At 68.3% G+C, this 23,573-nt stretch carries 25 protein-coding genes; 15 read left to right on the top strand and 10 right to left on the bottom strand.

Annotated features, from left to right (window positions below):
- Positions 1 to 18 precede the first annotated feature (18 nt).
- Both NK1_RS05565 and NK1_RS05560 read left to right on the top strand, forming a co-directional pair.
- On the top strand, positions 19 to 1,860 hold the full coding sequence (locus NK1_RS05565) for a glycoside hydrolase family 15 protein (protein ID WP_063007552.1): 1,842 nt from the start codon (positions 19 to 21) through the stop codon (positions 1,858 to 1,860).
- Positions 1,857 to 3,236 (top strand): MFS transporter, encoded by a 1,380-nt coding sequence (locus NK1_RS05560; RefSeq protein WP_063007469.1) that lies wholly within the window; start codon positions 1,857 to 1,859, stop codon positions 3,234 to 3,236. Before NK1_RS05565 ends, NK1_RS05560 begins: the two co-directional genes overlap by 4 nt.
- 9 nt (positions 3,237 to 3,245) lie before the next feature.
- On the opposite strand, the gene NK1_RS05555 is transcribed toward NK1_RS05560, so the two are convergent.
- On the bottom strand, positions 3,246 to 3,956 hold the full coding sequence (locus NK1_RS05555; RefSeq protein ID WP_084460609.1) for a YoaK family protein: 711 nt from the start codon (positions 3,954 to 3,956) through the stop codon (positions 3,246 to 3,248).
- A gap of 143 nt (positions 3,957 to 4,099) precedes the next feature.
- Between NK1_RS05555 and NK1_RS05550 the strand changes: the two genes are divergently transcribed.
- Complete coding sequence (locus NK1_RS05550) at positions 4,100 to 5,203, top strand: winged helix DNA-binding domain-containing protein (protein ID WP_063007468.1); 1,104 nt, start codon at positions 4,100 to 4,102, stop codon at positions 5,201 to 5,203.
- 59 nt (positions 5,204 to 5,262) lie between these two features.
- Here NK1_RS05550 and NK1_RS05545 read toward each other — a convergent pair whose 3' ends face one another.
- A complete protein-coding gene (locus NK1_RS05545) occupies positions 5,263 to 6,222 on the bottom strand; it encodes a patatin-like phospholipase family protein (protein ID WP_218023058.1) in 960 nt (319 codons plus the stop codon).
- Positions 6,223 to 6,327: 105 nt separating this feature from the next.
- Here NK1_RS05545 and NK1_RS05540 point away from each other — a divergent pair, with 105 nt between their 5' ends.
- A complete protein-coding gene (locus NK1_RS05540) occupies positions 6,328 to 6,747 on the top strand; it encodes an NUDIX hydrolase (protein ID WP_036501273.1) in 420 nt (139 codons plus the stop codon).
- Between the two features lie 18 nt (positions 6,748 to 6,765).
- Here NK1_RS05540 and dinB read toward each other — a convergent pair whose 3' ends face one another.
- From dinB to NK1_RS05515, 5 genes are all read right to left on the bottom strand, one after another.
- Positions 6,766 to 7,989, bottom strand: a complete 1,224-nt coding sequence (gene dinB, locus NK1_RS05535) for a DNA polymerase IV (RefSeq protein WP_063007466.1) — start codon at positions 7,987 to 7,989, stop codon at positions 6,766 to 6,768.
- Between the two features lie 139 nt (positions 7,990 to 8,128).
- Positions 8,129 to 8,938 carry an SDR family oxidoreductase gene (locus NK1_RS05530; protein ID WP_063007465.1) on the bottom strand — a complete coding sequence of 270 codons (810 nt, stop codon included), beginning with the start codon at positions 8,936 to 8,938 and terminating at the stop codon, positions 8,129 to 8,131.
- 8 nt (positions 8,939 to 8,946) lie between these two features.
- Positions 8,947 to 10,464, bottom strand: coding sequence for a bifunctional 3-(3-hydroxy-phenyl)propionate/3-hydroxycinnamic acid hydroxylase MhpA (gene mhpA / locus NK1_RS05525; RefSeq protein ID WP_063007464.1), 1,518 nt, complete (start codon positions 10,462 to 10,464; stop codon positions 8,947 to 8,949).
- Positions 10,461 to 11,399 (bottom strand): fumarylacetoacetate hydrolase family protein, encoded by a 939-nt coding sequence (locus tag NK1_RS05520; protein WP_063007463.1) that lies wholly within the window; start codon positions 11,397 to 11,399, stop codon positions 10,461 to 10,463. The genes mhpA and NK1_RS05520 overlap by 4 nt, the downstream gene beginning before the upstream one ends.
- Positions 11,396 to 12,523, bottom strand: coding sequence for a VOC family protein (locus NK1_RS05515; RefSeq protein WP_063007462.1), 1,128 nt, complete (start codon positions 12,521 to 12,523; stop codon positions 11,396 to 11,398). Before NK1_RS05515 ends, NK1_RS05520 begins: the two co-directional genes overlap by 4 nt.
- A gap of 132 nt (positions 12,524 to 12,655) precedes the next feature.
- Here NK1_RS05515 and NK1_RS05510 point away from each other — a divergent pair, with 132 nt between their 5' ends.
- From NK1_RS05510 to NK1_RS05485, 6 genes are all read left to right on the top strand, one after another.
- A complete protein-coding gene (locus tag NK1_RS05510; RefSeq protein WP_063007461.1) occupies positions 12,656 to 13,327 on the top strand; it encodes a TetR/AcrR family transcriptional regulator in 672 nt (223 codons plus the stop codon).
- 100 nt (positions 13,328 to 13,427) lie between these two features.
- Positions 13,428 to 13,940: a nitroreductase/quinone reductase family protein gene (locus tag NK1_RS05505; protein ID WP_063007460.1), complete on the top strand. Its 513-nt coding sequence runs from the start codon at positions 13,428 to 13,430 to the stop codon at positions 13,938 to 13,940.
- Positions 13,941 to 14,184: 244 nt separating this feature from the next.
- Entirely contained in the window at positions 14,185 to 14,682 is a 498-nt protein-coding gene (locus tag NK1_RS05500) for a pyridoxamine 5'-phosphate oxidase family protein (protein ID WP_063007459.1), read from the top strand.
- Between the two features lie 43 nt (positions 14,683 to 14,725).
- Positions 14,726 to 15,133 carry a YciI family protein gene (locus tag NK1_RS05495; RefSeq protein ID WP_063007550.1) on the top strand — a complete coding sequence of 136 codons (408 nt, stop codon included), beginning with the start codon at positions 14,726 to 14,728 and terminating at the stop codon, positions 15,131 to 15,133.
- Positions 15,130 to 16,305, top strand: coding sequence for an RNA polymerase sigma factor (locus NK1_RS05490; RefSeq protein ID WP_063007458.1), 1,176 nt, complete (start codon positions 15,130 to 15,132; stop codon positions 16,303 to 16,305). The genes NK1_RS05495 and NK1_RS05490 overlap by 4 nt, the downstream gene beginning before the upstream one ends.
- A 76-nt stretch (positions 16,306 to 16,381) precedes the next feature.
- Entirely contained in the window at positions 16,382 to 17,422 is a 1,041-nt protein-coding gene (locus NK1_RS05485) for a fused (3R)-hydroxyacyl-ACP dehydratase subunits HadA/HadB (protein WP_063007457.1), read from the top strand.
- A 24-nt stretch (positions 17,423 to 17,446) separates the two neighbouring features.
- On the opposite strand, the gene NK1_RS05480 is transcribed toward NK1_RS05485, so the two are convergent.
- Together NK1_RS05480 and NK1_RS05475 are read right to left on the bottom strand one after the other, a co-directional pair.
- Positions 17,447 to 17,908 (bottom strand): DUF8821 family protein, encoded by a 462-nt coding sequence (locus tag NK1_RS05480; RefSeq protein WP_063007456.1) that lies wholly within the window; start codon positions 17,906 to 17,908, stop codon positions 17,447 to 17,449.
- Positions 17,909 to 17,978: 70 nt separating this feature from the next.
- Entirely contained in the window at positions 17,979 to 18,593 is a 615-nt protein-coding gene (locus tag NK1_RS05475; RefSeq protein ID WP_063007455.1) for a class I SAM-dependent methyltransferase, read from the bottom strand.
- 86 nt (positions 18,594 to 18,679) lie between these two features.
- Here NK1_RS05475 and NK1_RS05470 point away from each other — a divergent pair, with 86 nt between their 5' ends.
- From NK1_RS05470 to NK1_RS05455, 4 genes are all read left to right on the top strand, one after another.
- A complete protein-coding gene (locus NK1_RS05470) occupies positions 18,680 to 19,357 on the top strand; it encodes a HEAT repeat domain-containing protein (RefSeq protein ID WP_174552693.1) in 678 nt (225 codons plus the stop codon).
- The gene (locus NK1_RS05465; protein ID WP_063007453.1) at positions 19,351 to 20,382 is read left to right on the top strand and encodes a MerR family transcriptional regulator; all 1,032 of its coding nucleotides are present in this window, start codon (positions 19,351 to 19,353) and stop codon (positions 20,380 to 20,382) included. Before NK1_RS05470 ends, NK1_RS05465 begins: the two co-directional genes overlap by 7 nt.
- A 51-nt stretch (positions 20,383 to 20,433) precedes the next feature.
- Positions 20,434 to 20,922: a DNA topoisomerase IB-related protein gene (locus tag NK1_RS05460; protein ID WP_084460608.1), complete on the top strand. Its 489-nt coding sequence runs from the start codon at positions 20,434 to 20,436 to the stop codon at positions 20,920 to 20,922.
- A gap of 83 nt (positions 20,923 to 21,005) precedes the next feature.
- Positions 21,006 to 22,349, top strand: a complete 1,344-nt coding sequence (locus tag NK1_RS05455; protein ID WP_063007451.1) for an aldehyde dehydrogenase family protein — start codon at positions 21,006 to 21,008, stop codon at positions 22,347 to 22,349.
- 22 nt (positions 22,350 to 22,371) lie between these two features.
- On the opposite strand, the gene NK1_RS05450 is transcribed toward NK1_RS05455, so the two are convergent.
- Positions 22,372 to 22,821: an SRPBCC family protein gene (locus NK1_RS05450; RefSeq protein ID WP_063007549.1), complete on the bottom strand. Its 450-nt coding sequence runs from the start codon at positions 22,819 to 22,821 to the stop codon at positions 22,372 to 22,374.
- Positions 22,822 to 23,043: 222 nt separating this feature from the next.
- Between NK1_RS05450 and NK1_RS05445 the strand changes: the two genes are divergently transcribed.
- Complete coding sequence (locus NK1_RS05445; RefSeq protein WP_063007450.1) at positions 23,044 to 23,427, top strand: thioesterase family protein; 384 nt, start codon at positions 23,044 to 23,046, stop codon at positions 23,425 to 23,427.
- The last annotated feature ends 146 nt before the right edge of the window (positions 23,428 to 23,573 follow it).

Here is a 23,573-nt window from a genome sequence, read left to right as displayed (position 1 = left end):
CCACCTCCGGGAGTGCTGATGAATTCCTATCCCCCCATCGCCGAGCATGGCATTGTCGGCGACCTGCAAACTGCGGCGTTGGTCTCTTCGGCCGGAACCGTGGATTGGTGGTGTACACCGCGGTTCGATTCCCCGAGCGTTTTCGGGTCGCTGCTGGACCACGAACGGGGCGGGCACTGCCGTGTCGCGGCCGATTTGCCGGAGGGTTCGGTGACCATCCGCCAGTTGTATCTGCCGGATACCGCGGTGCTGGTCACTCGATTCATGGCACCGGACGGAGTCGGGGAGGTCGCCGACTTCATGCCGCCGCTCGAGGACGACGCGCCCACCGACCGGCATCGGCTGGTTCGCATCGTGCGTGTGGTGCGCGGCAGTCTGCCGTTCGCGCTCGCCTGCCGGCCGCGTTTCGACTACGGCCGCGCCGAGCACACGACGGTAGCGCACGACAAGGAATGGATCATGTTCGAGGGTCCGGAAACCACCCTGCACCTGCAGGCGTCCGACCCGGTCGTATTGAGCGTCGACGACGGCGACGCGATCGGTCACTTCACTCTGGACGAGGGGGAGACGGCCGTCATCGTGCTGACCACGACCGCGGCGGGCGGGGAATTCCCGGCGCCGCCGCAGCGCGGCGAGGTCGCGGCCGAATTCGCGGACTGCCGGGAATGGTGGCAGGGGTGGCTGCGGAACTCGACCTATCGCGGCCGCTGGCGCGATATGGTCAATCGCTCCGCGATCACGTTGAAACTGCTCACCTACCTACCGACGGGCGCCCCTATCGCGGCGGCCACCATGGGCCTTCCCGAACAAGTCGGCGGGGAACGCAATTGGGATTATCGCTACACGTGGCTGCGCGACGGGTCCCTGTCGGTCCGGGCGCTGCTGGATCTGGGGTTCACCACCGAGGCCTACGCGTTTCGCCGCTGGCTGCGCGAACGGCTGGCCGGCAGGACTTCCTCGGGTGAGCCGCTGCAGATCATGTACCGCATCGACGGTGACCCGCGGCTGGACGAGGAGATCCTCGACCATTGGGAGGGCTATCGCGGGTCGGCGCCGGTGCGGGTCGGCAACGCGGCGGCAGACCAGTTGCAGCTCGACATCTACGGCGAGGTCGCCGATGCGCTGGCACAGACCTCCGACATCGGTGGTATCTCGGGATGGCGGGTGTTCGCCGAGTTGCTGGACTGGTTGGTAGACAACTGGGATCGGCCCGACGAGGGTGTGTGGGAAACCCGGGGTGGCCAACAGGACTTCACCTACAGCAGGTTGATGACGTGGGTCGCTTTCGATCGTGGCATTCGTCTCGCGACCGACCATGCCCGGCCGGCGGACCTGCAGCGGTGGACCGATGCGCGCGACGCGGTGTTCGCCCAGATCCTGGAGCGCGGCTGGAACGAGGACCGCCGCGCGTTCGTCCAGCACTTCCGCACCGACGTGTTGGACGCCGCGCTGCTGCTGATGCCGCGCATGGGCTTTCTGTCCCCGCGCGACCCGGACTGGCTGAGCACACTCGACGCGATGGACGAGGAACTGGTCAGTGACAGCCTGGTCTATCGATACGATCCCGCCGCGTCGCCGGACGGCTTGCGTGGTTCCGAGGGCACCTTCAATCTGTGCAGCTTCCTCTACGTCGAGGCGTTGGCACGGGCGGGGCGAGTTCACCACGCCCGCTACGCATTCGACAAGATGCTGACCTACGCCAACCACGTGGGACTTTTCGCCGAGGAGATCGGGCCTTCGGGCGAGCAGCTGGGCAACTTCCCGCAGGCTTTCACCCATTTGGCGCTGGTGGCGGCGGCGATCGCACTCGACGACGCGCTCGACCACCTCGAGTCCGGGGCCGGAAAGCCCTCGCGATGAGCGAGCACGGCACGGCGGCCCGCCCGCGCGGCGTGCTGGTCCCGCTCGCACTGGCGCAGTTCATCTGCAGTTTCGCCGGCACGAATATGGCGGTGATGATCACCGACATCAGCACCGATCTCGATGCCGACGTGGCGGGAGTGCAACTGGTCATCACCCTGTTCCTGCTGATCATGGCGGCGTTGATGATTTTGGGCGGCAAACTCACCGACCGCTACGGCCGCAAATCCTGCTTCGTCGTGGGACTTTCGATCTATTGCGTCGGCGCGATACTCAGCGCGCTCGCACCGGGGCTGGGCGTGCTGGCTCTGGGTAACTCCGTGCTGGAAGGGGTGGGCACCGCACTGCTGATCCCGCCGGTCTACATCCTCACCACGCTGCTGTTCACCGATACCACCTCCCGCGCACGGGCTTTCGGGGTGGTGATGGCGATGGGCGGGATCGGCGCGGCGGCCGGACCGCTACTGGGCGGACTGATCGCCTCCGGGCTGGGCTGGCGGGCGGCGTTCGCCTTTCAGGCGCTGGTCGTGGCGGCGATCCTGATATCCACGCGCCGGGTCCGCGATCCGCTTCCGCCCGATCCGAACCGGACCCTGGATCTGACCGGCAGCGTGCTGTCGGCAGCCGGTCTCGTGCTGCTCGTGTTGGGAATTCTGGCCACCGACAACGATTTACGGTGGTGTGCGGTGTTGATCGTGCTCGCGGTGGTGGTGCTCGCCGGGTTCTTCCTACACGTGCGCGCCACCGAACGACGCGGTGGCGAACCTTTGGTATCACTGAGTCTGTTCCGCAGCCGCATTTCGAATTTCGGCTTGGTCACCCAACTGTTGCAGTGGCTGATTCTGATGGGGACCTCGTTCGTGGTCTCGGCGTATCTGCAGGTGGTGCGCGGCTACGATCCGATCGGCACCGGCGTCATCTTCACGGCCGCCACCGTCGGCCTGCTGGTGTCGTCGCTGACGGCCGCACGGCTGGCCCGGCTGTTCACCCAGCGAACCCTCATCATGAACGGCTTCGTCGTCGTGATCGTCGGGATCGTGGTACTCATCGCGCTGGCCGGGCGCACGCTGAATCCATGGGCGTTCGCGCCCGGACTGCTGCTGATCGGGCTGGGGCTCGGCTCCATGCTGACTCCGTCGGTGAACGTCGTGCAGTCGGCGTTCAGCGAGGAGCACCAAGGCGAGATCTCCGGGCTGTCGCGGTGTGTGTCCAATCTGGGATCGTCGCTGGGCACCGCGATCGCCGGCACCATTCTCGTCGCCGGACTCAGCAGCCATGCCTACGCCGTCGCGATGCTCGCACTCGGTGTGGCTGGTGTGCTCGGGCTGTTCGCGGCCGCCGGGCTGCCGCATCGAACGCCGATCGCGCAGCCTTGACCGCGCCCGCTACTCCGAGGAGGTGTGGCGCTGCACCCAGCTGAGGTCGGCGCGCCAGGTGTAGGCGGCCACGATGGCGGAGGCGATGACCGCGGTGTAGAGCATGTCGCCGCCCTCGACGACCAAGGAGACCAGACCGCCGATCAGAGCGCCGGCGGCGAACGAGAGCCATTGCACCGCGTAGCCGAGCCATTCTCGATGGGTGCCGCCGGCCATATGCCGTTCCACGCCCTGGGCGAATTTCACCAGGGTTCCGGTGACGTAGGTGACCGGGATGGATACCTCGCCCTTCTTGACGAAGGAGGTGTTGAGCGAACCCATCGCGAACGAGACGAGCAGGATCGGCACCAAGCCGAGATCGGTATCGTGCCGGTACAGAATCGTGTCGAGGACGGCGGCCACGGTGAGAGCGGCGGTGGCGAGCATGGTCGCGCCGTGCGGGTGATTGCGCCACCAGTGCCGGCGACAGAGCGAGGCCACCAGCACGCCGGCGAGAAAGAACACGATCAGGGCGAAGGCGCCGGCCGCGAGGGTGTAGTCGCCGAGGAATCCGCCGATGACGGCGCGCTCGGTATTGCCGGTCATGAAGGTGACGAAGTAGCCCTCGGAGTGGGTGTAGGCGGCGGCGCCCACGAATCCGGCGAGGATGAGCAGGGCCGAGGCCAGCCGGGTCTCCAGCGTCCAGAACGGCTCGAGGGAGTCTTCGGATTTCGGAGTCACCGCAACAGACTAGCAATACATGCATGATTATGCATGTATTGGCCTAGAGGTGTGCGAGCGGTCACCGCGGGAGATGGGGGTTGTCGGTGACGAGCCGTAAGGTGAGCGCGCGGATCGGCGGGTGTCCGGATACGGGAGGTGCGGTGGAGGTCACATGGGACCAGGTGTTCGCGTGGCGCCTGCGCAGGGGCTTCGTCGAAGCGCGGGACGGCGGCAGCGCGGTGGCGGTGGCGCGGCGACTGGCCGGGGTGCAGGCACAGGTGACATCCGCGGCGGAGACCGCGGTGGCGGTGCGGCGCGGGGGAGCGCCGGGTGAGCTGGTCCGCGCGCTCGACGCCGGCGAACTGATGAAGACGTGGGCGATGCGCGGCACGTTGCATGCGATGACGCCCGATACCGCCGCCGCCGCACTGGCCCTGATCGCGTCGGCCCGGACGTGGGAGAAGCCGGCATGGCAACGCAATTTCGGCGCTGATCCCGGCGAAGTGAAGGCGCTGACCGACGCGGTGGCCGAACTGCTCGACGGTGGCGCCGTGCTGAGTCGGGCGGAACTGGTGGACGAACTACTGCGCGACCGCCGCTTCGTGGCCATGGGCGAGCAATTGCGCTCCGGGTGGGGTGCGCTGTTGAAACCGCTGGCCTGGCAGGGAGTGCTGTGCCACGGACCCGCCCGCGGATCCTCGGTGACCTTCACCGCTCCCGCGCGTGCGGTCACCGGATGGACCGGCCTGCCGCCGACCGATGTGGCGGCCGCACACCTGATCCGCGCCTACCTCGGCGTCTACGGTCCGGGCACACCGGAGGCGTTCAATGCCTGGCTCCTGCGCGGCGTATTGCGCAAAACCACTGTCCGCCAATGGTTCTCCGAGCTGGGTGCCGAACTCACCGAAGTCGACGTCGAGGGCCGCCGGACCTGGATCCGCACCGAGGACGCCGACGAACTGGCCGCCACCGATCCCACCGGCACCGTCCGCCTGCTCGGCCCCTTCGATCAATACGTTCTCGGCCCCGGCACCACCGATCCGGTCCTGCTGCCCCCGGCTCATCGCACGAAGGTCAGCCGGACCGCCGGCTGGATCTCGCCCTTGGTCCTCGTCGGCGGCCGGATCGCCGGGACGTGGGAAGCCATCGACGACACCCTCACGGTCAGCATGTTCGACGACCAGCGCGTCGATCCGGAGCTGCTCGGAGCCGAAGCCGTCCACCTCGCCCGTGCCACCGGCCGAGACCATCTGAACCTCGGCTGAGACCACCGACAGTTGCCCACCGACAGGGTCCGATCGGATTCCCTTGCATCACAGCCGGTTCAGATTGCGACGTCTCCCGCCGATCGAACGGCTTCGCCCAGCGCCGCCAGGGTTGCGGCGCGGCCCAGGTCCAGGGCGCGCAACAGCACCGTGGAATCCCGGGCGACCCGGCCGATCGTGGGCGCACCCAGCGGTGGACGGATCTGCAGAATCGACGGATCGCTCGCCATGCGGTGTTCGTCGGCGGCGAACTGCGCCGCACGGGTGAACCAGCTCTCGGCCACCGCCGGGCCGGAGGCGCCGAGCACCCGCGACACCACGCGCCGTTCGAAATCTGAAGGGATGCTGGGCCTTTCATCGACGCGCCGGGTGCGCAACACCACGATGTGGGTGGCGCCCTGGCCGCGGGCGGTGGTGACCGGTACCGATTCCGACAGTCCGGCATCGACGTAGCGCCCGCCGCCCACCGCCACCGGACGCCCGGCCAGCACCGGCATGCACGTGCTGGCACGCAGCGCACGCTGCAAGGATGGAATATCGCTGATGTGCGGGCTCAGATCGACAGCGCTGCCGTCGGCGATATCGGTGCCGATCGGGTGGAAGGTGACCGAGTTGCCGAGGATCGCGGCGAAATCCATCGGCACGATCCGCTCGTAGACGGTGTGCACCAGATATCGGGTGTCCACGACCAGCCCGCCGCGCAGCGCCCGGGCCGGTGAGATCACCCGCCGCACCACATCCGAATGCCAGGCCCGCCGCGCCCGCGCCGCGCGCCCGCACAGCAGCCACGCGCCGTTCAGCGCGCCGGCCGAGGCGCCGTAGACGGCGTCGAAACAGCGCAGCACGCCGAGTTCTTCCAGGCCGGTGACCATGCCGTGCGAATAGACCCCGCGCGCCGAGCCGCCCTCGATGACCAGCGCCAACCGGAAACCGTCGCCATGCTCACCGGCAATGCTGCCGCCGTGGAAGCGTTGCGCGATCAGCTCCACCGGGCTCATCGGCCTCGTACTGTCCGGCATCGCACCACACCTTCCGATCACTGCGTTCAGCTCTGTCTATCACGCCTCGCCGGACGCCTCGCCCGAGGCTCGGGCGGTCGTGGAGCGCCCGGGTAGGCTGCGCGGATGCGGATCGAATCGTCGCGGCGCCTCATCGACACCGTGGCCTGGGTGCTGATCGAGGACGGACGGATCCTGTGTGCCCGACCGGACGGCAAGGACGAGTTCTATATTCCCGGCGGCAAGCGCGAGGGCGAGGAGACCGATCGGCAGACGCTGATTCGGGAGATCTCCGAAGAGCTCACCGTGGTGCTGATTCCGGAATCGATCGCCCACGTCGGCACGTATGAGGCCGAATTGCCCGGCGCCACCGAGGTTTCGGTGCGCATGAGCTGCTACACCGCCGACTACGCCGGAACGATCGAACCCAGTAGCGAAATCGCCGAGATCGCCTGGTTCAGCTATGCCGACCGGGCCGCGGTGCCGCCTGTCGACCAGGTGCTCTTCGATGATCTGGTGGCGCGCGGACTGCTACCGGCGCACTGACTTCCGTGCTGGGGCTGATCAGTCGGGGAGCAGCGGCACCGACAGACCTTCACCGCGCCCGAGCAATGCGGCCCTGGTGACGGTTCCGGCGCCGAAGCGATCGCGCACCGCATCCAGCGCCGCGTCCAGCGTGGTGTCCGGGCCGGCATCCAACGGCAGCATCAGCTGCCTCGGGTCCGTATTCTGCAAGTTCGTCAGGGCGAGGCCGATGAGGGTGATGCCGCGCTCTTCGATCAGGGGGCGGGCGGCCGCGAGCAGGGTGCGGGCGGCCTGCAGGATCGTCGCACCGTCGTCGGTGGCGGTCGGCAGAGTGTGCGACCGGGTCGCGCGCCCGAAATCGGCGAAGCGCAAGCGCAGCACCACCGTTCGGCAGATCCGCCGCGCGGCCCGTAAGCGGTGCCCGAGCCGATCCGCCAGGCCGTGCAGGTAGGCCTCGATCTCGGCATCGGTGCGGGGCCGGTTGCCCAACGCGCGTTGCGCACCGATCGAGCGCCGTCGCCGGCCGGTGTCGACCCGGCGCGGATCGCGCGCCCAGGCCAGGGCGTGCAGGTGCCGTCCGGCGGCGCGACCGAGCAGACCGCACAACTCCATCGGATCGGTGTCGGCCAATTGCCCGATCCGGGTGATGCCGTGTTCGTGCAATGTCCGCGCCGTCACCTCGCCCACGCCCCAGAGCCGTTCGACCGGCAGCGGATGCAGGAAGTCGAGTTCGGCGTCGGGCTGCACCAGCAGCAGGCCGTCGGGTTTGCAGACCGCACTGGCCACCTTGGCGAGAAATTTGCTCCGCGCCACGCCGACCGAGATGGGCAGTCCGACCTCGGCGCGCACCCGCGCCCGCAATCCGGCCGCGATGTCGAGCGGCGCGCCCGAAATGCGGTGCAGCCCACCGACATCGAGAAAGGCCTCGTCGATGGAGATTCCCTCCACCTCCGGAGTGGTGTCGCGGAAGATCGCGAACACGTCCCGGCTCGCCTGCGCATAAGCCGACATTCGCGGCGGCACCACGACCGCGTGCGGGCACAACCGCAACGCTTGCCGCGCGTTCATCGGCGTCCGCACCCCGTACGCCTTGGCCTCGTAACTCGCCGCCAGCACCACCCCACCCCCGACGATCACCGGTTTCCCCCGCAACTCCGGCGCGTCCCGCTGCTCGACCGACGCATAGAACGAATCCAGATCCGCATGCAGAATCGCGGCCCGCCCCGACCTTCCCCCCGCCGCCGACTCATCCGATGCGAACATATGTTCGATAATAGACCAGCCCGGCCGGAGCGCAGCGCACGCCCGAACAGCGGCGGCTGCGGATGGAAACGAGCAGCGGAAGCCGGCTCTGGCCGACGATCGTGGTGCTCGCAAGCAGCCGGCGATTGTGTTGCGGGCGTCAGCGGCGCAGTCCGTGAGCGAGTGCGGTGACGCGTTCCATCAGGCCGCGGGGCAGTGTGCGGCGTAGCGCGAAGACGGCGGGTGCGTGGCTGCCGACGGCGTACAGCGGGCGGGGGCGGCGCGCGGAGGCAGCGGTGAGGATGGTGCGTGCGACCCGGTGCGGTGCGATGCCGTTGGCTTGTTTGCGGTCGAGTTCCGCCATGAGCCGGTCGAATTCCGCGGTGTGGGGTGAGCCGGCGGTGAGGTATTTCGTGCGTCGTTCACGTAGTCCGGAATCGACCTGGCCGGGCTCGACGGTGGTGAGCCAGACGCCGTAGGGCGATTCTTCGAAGCGCGCCGCGGTAGCGAATCCGCGCAGTGCGGCTTTGGTGGCGACATAGGAGGAGCGGTAGGGCAACGGGAAACTGGCCAGCATCGATCCGACCATCACCACTCGGCCGGTGCCGCGTGCGCGCATACCGGGCAATACCGCTCGGGTGAGTGCGATGGGGCCCAGCACGTTGAGCTGGAACAGCCGGGCCACGGCGTTTTCGGGGAGTTCGGCCAGCGGCCCGGCTTGGCTTTCTCCGGCGTTGTTGACCAGCACGTCGACGGTGTCCAGCGTGTCGGCGAATCGCTGGATGGAGTCGTGGTCGGTCAGATCCAGTGGCCGGTAGTCGACGCCGGCTACGCGGTGCGTGGCGGGGATCGTGTCCGGGTCGCGGCTGGTCCCGATTACCCGGAAACCGTTGTCCGACAGTGCTGCTGCGGTCGCTCGGCCGATCCCGGACGAGGCGCCGGTGACGACCGCGGTGCGTGTGGTCGGCATTTGTCTCCTTATGTCTTGATGTTCGGCCGGTGATGCGGCAGGGCGGCGCACAGGGTCGGCAGGTCTCGTCCGCTGCGTTGCACGGTTCCGTCGGGGCGGACGAGCACAGCGCGGGTCCGGCCGAGCCAGCGGTGCAGGTCGCTGCAGGGGCGGGCATCGAGCAGCACGGCGCCCTGCTGCTCGACGGTCCGGACATCGTGTGGTTGCGGTGGGGTGGCGGTGATGATCGCGTACTGTCCGGCGGTGGCGTCGTCGAGGCGCCGGCCGTCGTCGAGGACCGGGTTCGGGACCAAACGCCCCGCCGGGTCGCGCGGCGATCGTCGCGGCGCGATGAGTGCCGAGCGGCGCAGGCGAGGCGTCTCACCACTGGTGACCAGGTGTGTGAAACCGGGTGCGCGGTGCAGGTGCGGTGCCAGCAGGCGGCGCAGCCGAGCGCCCAGGCGACCGCCCTCGGTCATGGTTGCGCCGGTCAGTTTGGCGAGCCGGATCATGGTGTGCGCGTGGGGTTTACGCTCTTTCTCGTAGGTGTCGAGCGCGCTTTCGGGTAGTTCGCCGTGCAGCACGCCTGCCAGTTTCCAGGTGAGGTTGGCCGCGTCGCGCAGTCCCGCGCCGAGGCCTTGGCCGATGAACGGCGGGGTGAGGTGCGCGGCGTCGCCGAGAATGAACACAGGGCCGCGGCGCCATCGTTCGGCCAGCCGGGCACGAAAGGTGTATTCGGCGACCCGCAGCAGTGTCAGCTCCTCGGGCGCGAGGTTTCCGGTCCAGGGCCGCAGCAGCGGGCCCAGGCGGTGCGTATCGGTGAAGTCGGCGGAGGACTCGCCGGGCAGCAGCCGGAATTCCCAGCGGTAGCGAGTCGCGCCGATGCGCATGTAGGTGGCCGCCCGCACCGGATCGCACACCTGATGCACACCGTCCCACTGCCCGAGATCCGCGGTGGTGGCGATATCGAGCACCAGCCAGCGTTGTGAGTATCCGAGATCGCGCATCGAGGAGCCGATCGCGGCCCGGACGGTGCTGTTGGCGCCGTCGCACCCCAGCACGTACCGGGCACGTAACGAGCCTGCCGATCCGGTCAACCGATCGGCGAAATCGACGCGCACACAGTCGTTCTCGACGACGACCGCGGAAACGTCGGCGTTCTCGCGCAGGGTGATCGCGGGATATCGGTCGAGATTGTCACGCAGTATCGTTTCGAGTCGGGGTTGGTCGAACAGGTTGGCTTCGGGGTAACCGTTGCGTCCGCCGGTGGGGTCGCGATCGAACTGAGCGAGTAGACGCATGTCTCGGTCGAGCAGGCGCAATCCGAGTGCGGGTCGGCTGTGTGCGGCGAATTCTGTGTCGACGCCGAGCCGGGCCAGCACTCGGCGGACCTCGCCGTCGAGGTGGACCGCGCGCGGCCGTGGATATACCCCATCCCACCGCTCCAGCACCACGGACTCGACGCCGTACTGTGCCAGCAGTGTGGCCGCCGTGAGCCCGGCCGGCCCCGCGCCCACGATCACGACGGGAATGATGTGTGCGGTCACCGCGTGTGCCTGACGACGGTGCGCTGGCGCCCCAGATCGATGCGGCCGTCTTCGGTACCGATCGCCGCTTCCACGACAGCACCATCATGCAGATACTTCGGGTTCCGGGACTGGGCGCGGGAGAACACGCGCCATTTCGTGTGCTCGGGTAGCAGTGACCACAACAGTTGGACCGGTTTCGATGGAGCGCTGAGCGCGGTGCCCACTGGTGTGCCGGTGAGCAGCAGATCTCCGGCGTCCATGCGCTGGAATCGGGTCAGTGCGCGCAGGGCCTGCTGCGGCGGGTAGATCATGTCGGATACGGTCATGTCCTGGCGCAACGCGCCGTCGACCCACAATCGCAGCCGCAATTCGGTGAAACGGTCCAGCTCCTCTGGGTCGAGCAGTACCAGCGCGGGGCCTGCCGGTGTGAAGGTCGGATACGACTTTCCTTCGTAGAACTGTGTTTTCGGCAGTTGGACGTCGCGGGCGGAGATGTCGTTGGTGACGACCAGCCCGGCGATGTAGTCGGCGAGGGTCTCGGCGGTGATCTCCGATCCGACCGGCATCGTGCGGCCGAAGACCAGTCCGATCTCCACCTCGTAGTCCAGCAGCCGCACATGGTCGGGGCGGACGATGTCGTCGTAGGGGCCGCTGAGCGATCCGGACGATTTGCGGAAGAACGTCAACGGCACGGTCGCCGGGTCACCGCCCGAATCCCGCACGTGGGAGGCGAAATTCGTCATCTGCGCGACCACCCGGCACGGCGCGGTCACCGGTGAGACCAGTCTCAGGCTGTCCACGGCGACCAGGCCGGTGCTCGCGGCCGCGGCCGTGACGGCTCGCCGGTCGGCGAGCAGTTCGGCGGTGGTCGTGGCGGCGGTGTCGATGCGGGCCGCACCGCCGGGAGTCCACAGCCACCAGGCGTCGTCGGTGCGCAGTACGGACAGGGTCATGAGTTCGCTACTTTCAGCAGACCGCGCAGGCGGTGGAGATCGAATTCGTTGTCGGCACGCAGCGCCGCGGCGATCGCGCGCAGTTCGCGCACCGCGTCGCGGCCGGGTGCTGTGCCGAGGAAGTCCCGGCTCGCCGGTGGTCCCCACTGGGCCAGCCCGGATGCGGTCATCGGCGCCCAGCCCGGTTCCAGGGTGTTGTCGAACATGTCGCCGTCGCTGAAGTGCTCGACCAGGAACCCGTCGGGGTCGCGCCAGTAGTCGAAGATCTGGCTGCCCTGGATATGCCGGCCGATGCCCCACGACCGCCGATACCCGTGGTCGCGCAGATACTCGCCCCCGGCGGCCAGCGCGTCGAGATCGGTCACCTGGTAGGCCGAATGCACGTATCGGTTCGAGGGGCCCAGGGTCAGCGCCAGCGTGTGATGATCCGCCGGTTCCGAGCCGCGATCACAGCGCAGGAAACTCAATACCGGGCCGCGGTCGCGCTGCCCCGGGTAATAGAGGAAATCGCTGACGATCATGCCCAGGTGCCGCAGATACCAGTCCAGTGTCCTGCGGTACCGGGTGGTCTGCACCACCACGTGCCCGAGCCGTTGCACTCGCGCCGGCTCCCGGATCGGGCGCTGCGCGCGATTGATTCGCTGCACCGGGTGGCCGAAGTTGAAGGCTCGGCCCGGCTGTCCGGTCAGGGCGGTCGACACGGTCGTATCCGCCACTACGTCCACCTGCAGACCGCTGGGGTCGGTCAAGCCGACCCGCTGCCCGCCCAGCCTGTCGGGCAATGGCTCGACCCGGCTTCCCACTGCCTCGGCCAGGCGCAGCAGATCGGCCGCACCGTCCGCCCGGAAGGCCGGGCCGACGAATCGCGACCGGCACCCGCGCCGGATGAGCACACACGGCGGCCCCGCGTCGACCCCCCGCAGCCACAGTTCCTCGGCGGTACGGGCCGCGGTGCTGAAACCGAAAGCGTGCGCGAAGGTTTCGGCGCGCTCGAGATCCGGCTTCTCGAACCGCAGCCACGCAAGATCGAGCACCTTCACGATCGGGTTGCACGCCCGGCCCGGATGCTCGCCCGGTCGCGCGCCCGCATCGCTGTGCAAACCAGCGTGGGAATGGTCGGTCATGGCGAAGTCCCTCCACTTGACTGACGATATCGTCACTCAAGACGATATCGTCAGTCAAGGACTAGTGAAGATATCGTCAGAATTGACAGAAGTCGTTAGGGTGGGTCGATCTCCCGGAAAGGTGACAACGACATGGCCGACAGCACCTCCGCTACACCGCGGTCCAACCGGTTGGAGCGGCGCAAGGCGCGGACCCGCGCCGCGTTGGTCGGTGCGGCGCAATCATTCCTCGCGGACGGGCGAACGAACGCGCCGATTGTGGAGATCACGCAAGCCGCCGACGTCGGCATGGGCTCGTTCTACAACCACTTCCGCAGCCGTGACGAACTGTTCCAGGCCGCCCTCGAGGACGCGCTCGACCTGCACGGCGCGGTCCTCGACCGGCTGACCGCAGACCTCGAAGACCCCGCCGAAGTCTTCGCCCGAAGCTTCCGCATCACCGGCCGCCTGCACCGACGCCTCCCCGAGTTGTCCAAGGTCCTGCTGCACAACGGATTGGAACTCATGAGCTCGGCCAAAGGACTGGCGCCACGTGCGCTACGCGACATCGAGGCCGGCGCCCGGAGCGGCAGGTTCGGCGCGGTCCGCGACCCGCAACTGGCTCTGACGACCGCGGCGGGCGCGACCCTATGTCTGGGCCGGCTGCTCCACGACCAGCTCGACCGCGACGACGCCGACGCCAGCGACCGCATCGCCGAGGATCTGCTGCGGATGTTCGGCGTGCCCGACGACGAAGCCGCGGCCATCTGCCGTCGCCCGCTGCCCGACATCGACACATTGCTACCCGACCACGGCATCGGCTGAACCAGCCCGCTGCAGCAGCACGGCTTCTCGGTCGACCTTGTCATCCGTGGCGTGCTGAACTGGGACGGAGATTGTCCTACTTCGCCGACATACTCGAATCATGAGCGATATCGAATCGACTGCGGGACAGCGGGTTCAGGCCGACATCACCGACTACAACGATCCGAACGCGCCGTGGAACCAGGCGGGGGACCACCAGGGCGGCATCGCCGATTGGAACGACGGTGTGATCAAGGAGTTCCGGGAGAACTCGGGCAAGGTGGGCGGCGCTTACGCGGGCGGGGACCTCATCCTGCTCACCACCACCGGAGCCAAGAGCGGCAAGCGGCATACGACTCCGCTGGGACCCCTCTACCGGGACGACATCATGTACGTGAGTTCGTTCATCGAGGACAAGTACCCGGCCTGGTGGTACAACATCAAGGCAAACCCGCAGGTCACCATCGAGTTCCGAGACAAGACCCACCAGGCGACCGGCAAGGCGCTCGAAGCCGAGCCCTACGCCGAGTTCGCGGCCTGGGTGCTGGCGAACAACCCGCTGCTGGCGGATTTCCAGTCCAAGGTCGACCGGCCGATTCCCCTGGTCGTGCTGACCCTCGACGACGAGAGCTGAGCGTTCCCGCTGATCAGTCGCCGAGATCGGTGGAGTCGGCCCCAGAAGGTGCAGGCCGAGCAGCCGCAGCTGGTGGCGGGAATGGAAGCAAAATTCAAGGAAGGTCCGGCGGGTTGAGCGGCTGCGGTGGAAAGGTTCGAAAAAAAATCTCCACCGATGTCGAGAACGGCGAACCGGCTCCGTCCCAGGGGTACGAGCAACCGAGAACGGTCCGCTCACGGACATCGACACAGGAGCGACAGCAATGGAACAGCACACGATCACCGAAATCCTCAACCGTTCCATCAGCCGGGAACTGCTGGCGCGCGACCTGCTGCGGCTGGCCTACGTCGCCAAGGACGGCACGCCGCGCAACATCCCGATCGCGTTCACCTGGAACGGCTCGCAGATCGTGCTCTGCACCACGAAGAACGCCCCGAAACTGCACTCCCTGCGGCACAATCCTCAGGTCGCGCTGACAATCGACACCGAGGTCCATCCGCCGAAGATCCTGCTCCTGCGCGGGCGTGCCGAGCTGGACGTCGTCGACGGCATCCCGGAGGAATACCTGCAGATGAACGGTAGCTACGAGATGACGCCCGAACAGCGCGTGGAGTGGGAGGCGGAAGTCCGCTCGCTCTACGACGGCATGGTCCGGATCGTCATCACCCCGACCTGGGCGAAGCTCATCGACTTCGACACCACCCTGCCCACCGCGGTCGAGGAGCTGGTCCGGCAGCGGGCCGAACGTCAGCAGGCCTGATCACCACGGCCGGTTCCGTGCCGCCGACATCGAGGAGACGATGATGCCGAAATACCTGTTGCTCAAGCACTATCGGGGCGCGCCCGCGTCGGTCAACGACGTGCCGATGGATCAGTGGACACCGGAGGAGATCACCGCCCATGTGCGGTACATGGAGGACTTCGCCGCGCGGCTGCAGACCAGCGGCGAATACGTCGACCATCGGGCGCTCTCGCCGCAGGGCACGTTCGTCCGGTCCGACGGGGAGGGCCGCCCGCCGATCACCGACGGTCCGTTCGCGGAGACCAAGGATCTGATCGCGGGCTGGATGCTCATCGATGTCGAGACCTACGAGCGGGCGCTCGAATTGGCCGGTGAGCTGTCCGAGGCGCCCGGTGCGGGCGGGAAACCGATCCGGGAGTGGCTCGAGCTGCGCCCGCTGCTCACCGCGATGCCCACGGTGACCGAGTGAACGAATCGCTGCTGCGGGAGTTGGTGCCCGCGGTGATCGGTGTTCTCGTCCGGCGCGGTGCGGACTTCGCGTCGGCCGAGGATGCGGTGCAGGAGGCTGTGATCCGGGCGCTGCAAACCTGGCCGGACGACCCACCGCGCGATCCGAAAGGCTGGCTCGTCGCGGCCGCGTGGCGAAAGTTCCTCGATGCCACACGAGCCGAAACATCGAGGCGGGAGCGAGAACTCGCGATCGAGCACGAGCGTGCGACCGGCCCGGTCCCGGGAGCCGACGACTCGTTGTGGCTGTATTTCCTGTGCGCGCATCCGTCGCTGTCGCCCGGTTCCGCCGTCGCGTTGACGCTGCGCGCGGTCGGCGGCCTGACGACGCGGCAGATCGCGACCGCCTATCTCGTCCCGGAAGCGACCATGGCGCAACGGATCAGCCGGGCCAAGCGGCGTCTGGCCGGGCTGCCGTTGGACCGGCCCGGCGATCCGGCGACCGTGTTGCGAGTTCTCTACCTGGTATTCAACGAGGGCTACAGCGGCGATATCGATCTGGCGGCCGAGGCGATCCGCCTCACCCGCCAGCTGGCCGCGGCGAGCGACGAGCCGGAGGTCGCGGGACTGTTGGCCCTCATGCTGCTGCACCATGCCCGCCGCAGCTCCCGCACGGGCCCGGACCGGCGCCTCGTGCCACTGGCCGAACAGGACCGAACCCGTTGGGACACAACACTTATCTCCGAAGGTGTCACGATCCTGCAAGCGGCATTGGCTCGTGACCGCCTGGGCGAATACCAGGCGCAGGCGGCGATCGCCGCGCTGCACGCCGACGCCCGGACCGCCGCCGAAACGGACTGGGTACAGATCGTGGAGTGGTACGACGAACTGCTGCGTCTCACGGGCAGCCCGGTGGTGCGGCTCAATCGCGCGGTCGCGGTCGGCGAAGCCGACGGTCCCCGGGCCGGCCTGGCGGAATTGAACGCGGTGGACCCCGATCTGCCCCGGTACGCCGCGGTCCACGCCTACCTCCTCGAACGCGCCGGCGACCTCGAACAGGCCGCCGACCGATACACCGCGGCATCCCGCACCGCCACCAGCGTGCCGGAGCGCGATCACCTCACCCGCGAGGCCGCACGGGTGCGGGAGTTGCTGCGCCGGCGCACCGAGCAGCCGACGACATACACCGAGTGAATTTTCGATCGGCGCCGAAACCGGCGTCTTGTGAGAAGGTGAAGTCTCACTCGTGGAATAGGACAAAGGAGAGGCCTTGGTGGAGGCGACGTTCGATGTGACCGGGCTGGTGGGACATCGCTATCGCACGGACGACTTCTACGAGGTGGGGCGGGAGAAGATCCGCGAGTACGCACGCGCGGTACAGGACTTCCACCCGGCGCACTGGAGTGAGGACGCTGCCGGTGAGCTCGGGTACGCCGGTCTGGTCGCGCCGACGACCTTCATCTCCACCGTCGCGATGCTGGCCAACCGCAAGCTGTTGGAAACCGTCATGACCGGTTACGACGTCGTCGTGCAGACCGATCAGGTCTTCGAGATGTACAAGCCGGTGCTCACCGGCGACCGGTTGGTCAGCGATGTGGAGCTGTCGTCGGTGCGTAGTATCGGCGGCAGGGACCTGCTCACCATCACCAACACGTTCACCGACCGGACCGGTGACGTCGTGCAGATCATGCACACCACCGTCCTCGGCCTCACCGGCGCGGACGTCGACGCCGAGATCAGCGACACGATCGAGCGCGTCGTCATGAGCGGCCTCGATACCTCTCCCCGGACCACGGCATCTGCCGCCGAGGTGAACGGGCCGTCAACAGATGCGGAATCCGTTGCCACTGCGCGTCTTTCGCCGATCTCACGCACGCGCTCCCCGCAGACCGCGCTCCGATTCGACGACGTGACCGTCGGTGCCGAACTTCCCGCCCGGTCGGTGAACCTGACGCGCGGCGATCTGGTCAACTATGCCGGGGTGTCCGGGGACGTGAATCCCATCCACTGGCACGCCGAGATCGCCACACTCGCAGGACTTCCCGATGTGATCGCTCACGGCATGCTCACGATGGGTTTGGGAGCCGGCTTCGTCACCGGATGGCTCGGGGACCCGGGCGCGATGATCAGATACAGCGTGCGGCTGTCGAACTACACGGTCATCGAAGCCGCCTCGGCGGGAACGGTGGAGTTCACCGGGCGCATCAAGTCGGTCGACCCCGATACCAGGACCGCCGTCGTCGTCATCGTCGCGAAGTCGGCCGGCCGCAAGGTTTTCGGCCTCGCCACGGCGGATGTCCGGCTGGCTTGACCTCCGCCAGGACGACCGGGCGAATCAGTACCGGTTCTTGATGACGAAGTAGGAGCCGCGAATCGTTCCCGCCAGCTTCGACTTCTGCCGCGCGAACTTGAACGACGAGAGTTCGGTGGGGATTTCCATCCCGTCGGACAGTTTGAACCCCACGGCGCGCTTACCGGAATCGTCGATCGCATACATCACGTTGATCGACAGGCCACTCTCGTAGAAGACGTAGGCGAAGCGAATCCCGTCCGCTTCGAAGGCCGTGGCCTCGAGTGGGCGGGAGGAGATGACGATGCCACGCTCGTCCTCGAGGATCCGGCTGACCCAGTCGACCGTCGACTGGGCCTCCTTCGCGGGCTCCACGGTGAAGACGTGGTCGTACTTGTTCTTGAAGTACCGGGCCTCGTTCGCCCGCAGCCCGGCCAAAGCCTCCGCGACAGGCGACGATTCGAGGCCTTCGGTCGAAACCGTAGTGAAGTCCACGGCGTAGGTCATGGCGAACTCCTCTGCGACTGGGTGGTCGAACTGTACAACGTCGTGCGTCGCGAATCGGGCAGGCTCGGTCTCACTCCGCGCGCGAGAACACCGCCACCAGAAAGTCCGACTCGTCGGTGAACGGGCGCAGATCCCACGTCGAAAGCCGCAGATCCACCCTGAGACCGGCGTGTTCGGCGTCGGCCAGGAACTGCGGGAACTCGTAACCCCGGTCGGCGCCGAACCCGACCACCACCCGGCCGGCCGGAGCCAGATGGCGGGCGAAACCGGCCAGCACCGCGCCGCGGGTGGCGGGCGCCAGGAATGTCATCACATTGCCCGCGCACACGATCACATCGAAGTCACCGGCGATCCCGCGGCTCGGCAGATCCAGTTCGGCCAGGTCGCCGACCAGCCAGGTCGGGCCGGGATGGTCCTGCTCCGCCGCGGCGATCAACACCGGATCGACATCGACGCCGACGACGACATGACCGGCCCGGTACAGGTAGCCACCCAGCCGCCCCGGACCGCATCCGGCGTCCAGGATTCGGCTGCCGCGCCCGACCATCGCATCGATCAGTCGCGCCTCGCCGACGATGTCCGCCCCTTCGGCCGCCATCGTCCGGAAGCGCTCGACGTACCACGTCGAATGGGCGGGATCGGCGGCGGTGATCTCTTCCCACTGGCTGGGCGTGCGTCCGCTCATGGCCTGTTCCTCTTCTCTCGGTCCGGTGCGTGTACTTGACCTTGCCATCGTGACAAGGTCTTCACTGACTGCCGGAGGTGGTCCCGATGAACTCGACACACAGGAACCCACAGAACATGCGACTGCTCGACGCGCTGGCGGCGAACAACTCGTCGACACGGCTCGAGGCGGCGTTGGCGCTCGGCACCCGTCCCGAGCCCGACTTCGCCGAGGCGCTGATCGAGCGGTGCGGGATCGAGCCCGATTTCTTCGTGCGCGACATGCTGACCTGGGCGCTCACCCGGCTTCCGGCGCAGGTCACGGTGCCGAAACTGCGTGCGCAACTGGGTTCGGACCGTCCGCAGGCGCGCAGCCAGGCGCTGCACACCCTGTCCAAGATCGGAGATCGCAGCGCGTGGCCCGCGATCACCCGGTCGTTGTTGCACGATGCCGACGACGACGTCGCGCGCAGTGCGTGGCGTGCCGCCGTCGTCCTGGTGCCCGAGGGCGAGAAGGAGGCCCTCGCCGACGCGCTGGCCACCCAATTCGGCCGCGGCGACCGCGAGGTGCGGTTGAGTTTGAGCCGCGCTCTGGTCGCCCTGGGTGAGATCGTCGAGCCGGTCCTGCGGACGGCGATGACGAACCCGGACCCGGTGGTGCGCGCCCACGCGCGCGCCACGGACGTGCTGCTGCGCGACCCCGATGCCGGTTTCGATCTCGCGATCGGCGAAGCCAGACGGGTTCGCGCTCTCGGACCGGATCGAGAGGAGTCGACCGCGTGCTGATCGGCGAGGTGGCCCGCTACTCGGGAGTGAGCGCCCGGATGCTCCGGCACTACGACTCCCTGGGGTTGGTGCGGCCGACCGGCCGCACCAACGGCGGCTATCGGGAGTATTCCGTCCAGGACATCCGGCGGATCTTCCACGTCGAGGGTCTGCGATCGCTGGGCCTGTCGCTGACCCAGATCGGGCGCGCTCTCGACGATCCGGGCTTCACGCCGTCCGCGCTGGTGGGTGACCTCGTGCGAGCGACCGAGGAACGGCTGAGCCGGGACCGTGAGCTGCTCGAACGGCTGCGTGCGGTCGAGGCGGCCGAACCCTCCGGTTGGCAGGACGCGCTGCGGATCGTGGAACTCTTGCGCGGACTCGGTTCGTCCGATGCCGCCCGGCGGCAGCAGGCCGTCCTCGCTCCGGCGGAGGAGATGCCGGTCGAACTGCTCGCCGAGGCGGTGCTCGCCGAATCCGATCCGTATGTGGCGGGGGCGCTGCGCTGGGCGCTGGCCCGGGCCGGTGCGGACGGCGTGCTGAACGTGGCCTCCGGCCTGGACTCCGCCGATGTCGAGGTCCGGCGGCGGGCGGCGTCGGCGCTCGCCGACATAGCCGGGACGGAGTCGAATGCGGTGCTGCTGGACGCCCTCACCGACGCGGACGCGACCGTCCGCAGAATCTCCGCGCTCGCCCTCGGCGCCCGCGGAGAGACCCGCGCGGTTCCGGAACTCGTCGCCACCGTGATCGAGGGCCCGAACGATGTCGAGGCGGCCGAACTCTTGGGGGCGCTGGCCCGGGACACGCAGTGGGCGGATCGCATTCTGGGCGCACTGGCCGGTGAGCTGGGCGCCCATCCGCCGGGGTCACCGGTGCGGCTCCGGCTGACCCAGGCGTTGGCGGAGCTGCCCGGCTCCCTCGCGCTGAATACGTTGCGGCCCTTGATACATGACGACGATCGGGCCGTCGCGCTGCTCGCCGCGGCGCTCGTCCGCACGCTCGAACACGGGCCACCGGCGGTTCCGGGATCCACCGAATCCGCATGATCGCGTCCCGCGCGGGTATCACCCGATGCGCGGGGCGAGAGGAGTGACGTGATGCGGTTGCGGCGCAGCACGCCCTACGGTGCCGGAATACGCCGGGTGAGACGAGGCAGAGGCTTTTCCTATGCCGACGAGAACGGCGTCCCGGTCACGGATCCCGAAGTGACACAACGCATCGACGCATTGGTGATCCCGCCGGCCTGGCGGAAGGTGTGGATCTGCCCGCATGCCCAGGGGCACATTCAAGCGGTGGGGGTGGATGCGGCCGGGCGGCGGCAGTATCTGTATCACGAACAGTGGCGGCGAGAACGCGACGAAGAGAAGTCCGACCGCATGACCGAGGTGGCCGAGGCGCTCGGCAACACCCCGACCGTGGCCCGCAACTCCTACGTCGACCCGCGCGTGATCGAGGCGTGGGAGCGGGGCCGGACCATCGCGGCGGCCTCGCGGCGGGCGCGGCGCGCGCCCAGCGAGGACGAGCGCCGAGCCGTCGTCGAGCGAGCCGTGCTGCGCCTGCTGCGCTCGACCGCGAACGGGAAGTGATCCGCGCGTCGCACCGTAATCCCGGACCGAGAACAATGTCGGCCGGAGAAGTTTGCCCGAGATCGCCGGGGTACTCGGAGCCCATGACCGAGATCGACAACGCGACCCGCATCGAGGCCGACTCGGTGACGGGAAATCTGGACCTCATGACCATCGTGGGCGCGGCGCACACCGCGCAGTCGAGCTGGGCGCGCACGCCCGCGGCGAGCCGAGCCGCCGCGTTGCGTGCCGGTGCGGCAGCATTGCGGGAGCACGCCGACGAACTCGCCGCCACACTCGAAGCGGAGACCGGCCGCCCCGCCGACTCCGGGCGAGAAGGGGTGCTCGCCGGCGCCGGCACCCTCGACCAGTACGCCGAGCTGGGGCCGGTCCATCGCGGCCACACCCTGCAGGGTAGTTGGGACGCAACGGATTTCATGATCGCCCAGCCACGCGGCGTAGTGGTCGCGCTGACGCCGTGGAACGATCCGGTCGCCATCGCGGCGGGACTGGTCGGCGCCGCACTGGCGACCGGAAATGCGGTGGTGCACAAGCCCAGTGAGCGTTGCCCGCGCACCGGTGCGCTGTTCGGGCAGCTCCTCGAACAGCACTGCCCCGAGGGTGTGCTGCAGACCGTGCGCGGCGACGGCCGGGTGGGCGCGGCACTGGCCGGACTGCCCGGCGTGGACGTGGTGGCGCACGTCGGCGGCACTGCCACCGGGCGCACCATCGCCGCGGCCGGCGCGCGCACCGGCGCCAAGGTGCTGTTGGAGAACGGCGGGAACGATCCGCTGATCGTCGACGCCGACGTGGACCCGGTATGGGCCGCCGAGCAGGCCGCGCTGGGCGCCTTCGCCAATGCCGGGCAGATCTGCGTGTCCGTGGAACGGATCTACGTGCACCGCGAGGTCGCGGACACGTTCGTGTCGGCGCTGTGCGACCAGGCGCAGCGGTGGAATCTCGATCCGCAACCGCTGGTGGACGAGCGGCTGCGCACGCAGGTGCACGCCCAGGTACGGGAGGCGATCTCGTCCGGCGCGAAAGCACTGGTGGGCGGGCGGATTCCGGAGGGCCCCGGCACGATGTATCCGGCCACGGTGCTCACCGACTGCCGGCCGGGAATGCGCGTCGTCCGCGAGGAGACCTTCGGGCCGATCGCCCCCGTTCAGGTGGTCTCGGATTTCGCGACGGGTCTCGATGCCGCGTGCCGTGACGAGTACGGCTTGGCGGCGACGGTACTCACCGGCTCGATGGACCATATGCAGCAGGCGTGGCGCACACTTCCGGTGGGCACGGTGAAGATCAACTCGGTCTTCGGCGGCGCGCCCGGCGGTGCGGCCCAGCCGCGCGGCACATCGGGCACCGGATTCGGTTACGGCCCCGAACTTCTCGACGAGATGACCACCACCAAGGTGGTGCATATGGAGCCCGCGCCGCCGCGGCGCTGATCGTTTACCAGCACCCGCGGGGTCAGGATCCCGCCTCGTCGAGCACCTCGCGCAAGCGGTTCAAGGTGCCCCGCCATCCCCGCTCCATCGCATTGCGGGCCATCTTCTGCCGCCGATCGCCGATGTCGAAGCCGGTCTGGGTCAACAACACCCGCGTCCCGCGTCCCTGCGCCTCGAGCACCCAGTCGACCACCCACCGAGCCGGGAACTTCGCCCGCAGGTCGATCCACGTATACGTCAGTTGTTCGCCTGTGCGGGCCGCCAGCACCTCACATGCGATCTCCGCGCTCGGCTCGGTCGGGACGGCGAAGATGAAATGCGTGCCCACCACGGGCTCGAGCCCGATCGACCGCATCAGCCAGCGTTCGACCAGATCCGGTTCGGTCAGCGCCCGCCACAGCAGCGCCGGCGGGTGCGGGAAGAATTCGCCGATCTCCACCGCGGCCGGATCCAATTCCGATTCGTAGGTCACCGGCACACCCCCGGCCCGAACACGTCCATGCCGACGAGCATTCCACGTCACCGGGCGGCGGAGGCAGAACCGGCCTCCCAGCGTTCAGCCCGGAGGCCGCACGGTGGGCGTCGGGGCCGCGCGCCATTCCGGCCGCTGGAGTCCGGGGCGGCCATCGACGACACGAGCGTCGCGCATCGGCTTTCGCGGCGCGGTGACGCGTGCGGCGTTACCGTAGCGATCGTGAAGGTACAGCCGGGTCTGTCGGCGGAATTCAGCGTCGAGGTCGGTGCCGCCGATACCGCGGTCGCCGTCGGTAGTGGTGACGTGGAGGTGCTCGCCACGCCGCGGGTGGTGGCACTGACCGAACAGGCGACCGTGCTGGCGTTGCGGGGCAAGCTGTCGTCGGGGCAGACATCGGTGGGGATCGAGGTATCGGTGCGGCACCGACGGCCGAGCCCGCCGGGAACGGTGCTGACCGTCGCGGCGCGGCTGGCCGAGGTCGACGGTCCGCGGCTGGCGTTCCGTGTCGTCGTGCACGACGGCGATGTGCTCGTGGCCGACGGCACCATCCGGCGCACGATCGTCGACCGCGCGTCGTTTCTCGACCGCGCCGGTGCACGCTGACTCGTCGCGGGCACGATCTGCCACCGGATCGCCCATGCCAACTAGAACATGTTGCCCACACTGAATGGCGAAAATGGGTCGACGCCGCCGTAGGCGGTGATGGCGTGTTACCCGCATCGACCGGCAAATTCGATGCTTCTCTCGCT

The sequence above is a fragment of the Nocardia kruczakiae NBRC 101016 genome, from assembly GCF_001612965.1.
In the GTDB taxonomy this organism is placed as follows: Bacteria; Actinomycetota; Actinomycetes; order Mycobacteriales; family Mycobacteriaceae; genus Nocardia; species Nocardia kruczakiae.
The sequence above is the reverse complement of the archived record's forward strand: the minus strand, read 5'-3'. Positions and strand labels throughout refer to the sequence as shown.

What these genes read in the sequence shown, in the direction of transcription:
- NK1_RS05565 (WP_063007552.1), top strand. Translation starts at nt 19, where the DNA reads ATGAATTCCTATCCCCCCATCGCCGAGCATGGCATTGTCGGCGACCTG.
- NK1_RS05560 (WP_063007469.1), top strand. Translation starts at nt 1,857, where the DNA reads ATGAGCGAGCACGGCACGGCGGCCCGCCCGCGCGGCGTGCTGGTCCCG.
- NK1_RS05545 (WP_218023058.1), bottom strand. Translation starts at nt 6,222, where the DNA reads ATGCCGGACAGTACGAGGCCGATGAGCCCGGTGGAGCTGATCGCGCAA.
- NK1_RS05540 (WP_036501273.1), top strand. Translation starts at nt 6,328, where the DNA reads ATGCGGATCGAATCGTCGCGGCGCCTCATCGACACCGTGGCCTGGGTG.
- dinB (WP_063007466.1), bottom strand. Translation starts at nt 7,989, where the DNA reads ATGTTCGCATCGGATGAGTCGGCGGCGGGGGGAAGGTCGGGGCGGGCC.
- NK1_RS05530 (WP_063007465.1), bottom strand. Translation starts at nt 8,938, where the DNA reads ATGCCGACCACACGCACCGCGGTCGTCACCGGCGCCTCGTCCGGGATC.
- NK1_RS05520 (WP_063007463.1), bottom strand. Translation starts at nt 11,399, where the DNA reads ATGACCCTGTCCGTACTGCGCACCGACGACGCCTGGTGGCTGTGGACT.
- NK1_RS05515 (WP_063007462.1), bottom strand. Translation starts at nt 12,523, where the DNA reads ATGACCGACCATTCCCACGCTGGTTTGCACAGCGATGCGGGCGCGCGA.
- NK1_RS05510 (WP_063007461.1), top strand. Translation starts at nt 12,656, where the DNA reads ATGGCCGACAGCACCTCCGCTACACCGCGGTCCAACCGGTTGGAGCGG.
- NK1_RS05505 (WP_063007460.1), top strand. Translation starts at nt 13,428, where the DNA reads ATGAGCGATATCGAATCGACTGCGGGACAGCGGGTTCAGGCCGACATC.
- NK1_RS05500 (WP_063007459.1), top strand. Translation starts at nt 14,185, where the DNA reads ATGGAACAGCACACGATCACCGAAATCCTCAACCGTTCCATCAGCCGG.
- NK1_RS05495 (WP_063007550.1), top strand. Translation starts at nt 14,726, where the DNA reads ATGCCGAAATACCTGTTGCTCAAGCACTATCGGGGCGCGCCCGCGTCG.
- NK1_RS05480 (WP_063007456.1), bottom strand. Translation starts at nt 17,908, where the DNA reads ATGACCTACGCCGTGGACTTCACTACGGTTTCGACCGAAGGCCTCGAA.
- NK1_RS05475 (WP_063007455.1), bottom strand. Translation starts at nt 18,593, where the DNA reads ATGAGCGGACGCACGCCCAGCCAGTGGGAAGAGATCACCGCCGCCGAT.
- NK1_RS05470 (WP_174552693.1), top strand. Translation starts at nt 18,680, where the DNA reads ATGAACTCGACACACAGGAACCCACAGAACATGCGACTGCTCGACGCG.
- NK1_RS05460 (WP_084460608.1), top strand. Translation starts at nt 20,434, where the DNA reads ATGCGGTTGCGGCGCAGCACGCCCTACGGTGCCGGAATACGCCGGGTG.
- NK1_RS05455 (WP_063007451.1), top strand. Translation starts at nt 21,006, where the DNA reads ATGACCGAGATCGACAACGCGACCCGCATCGAGGCCGACTCGGTGACG.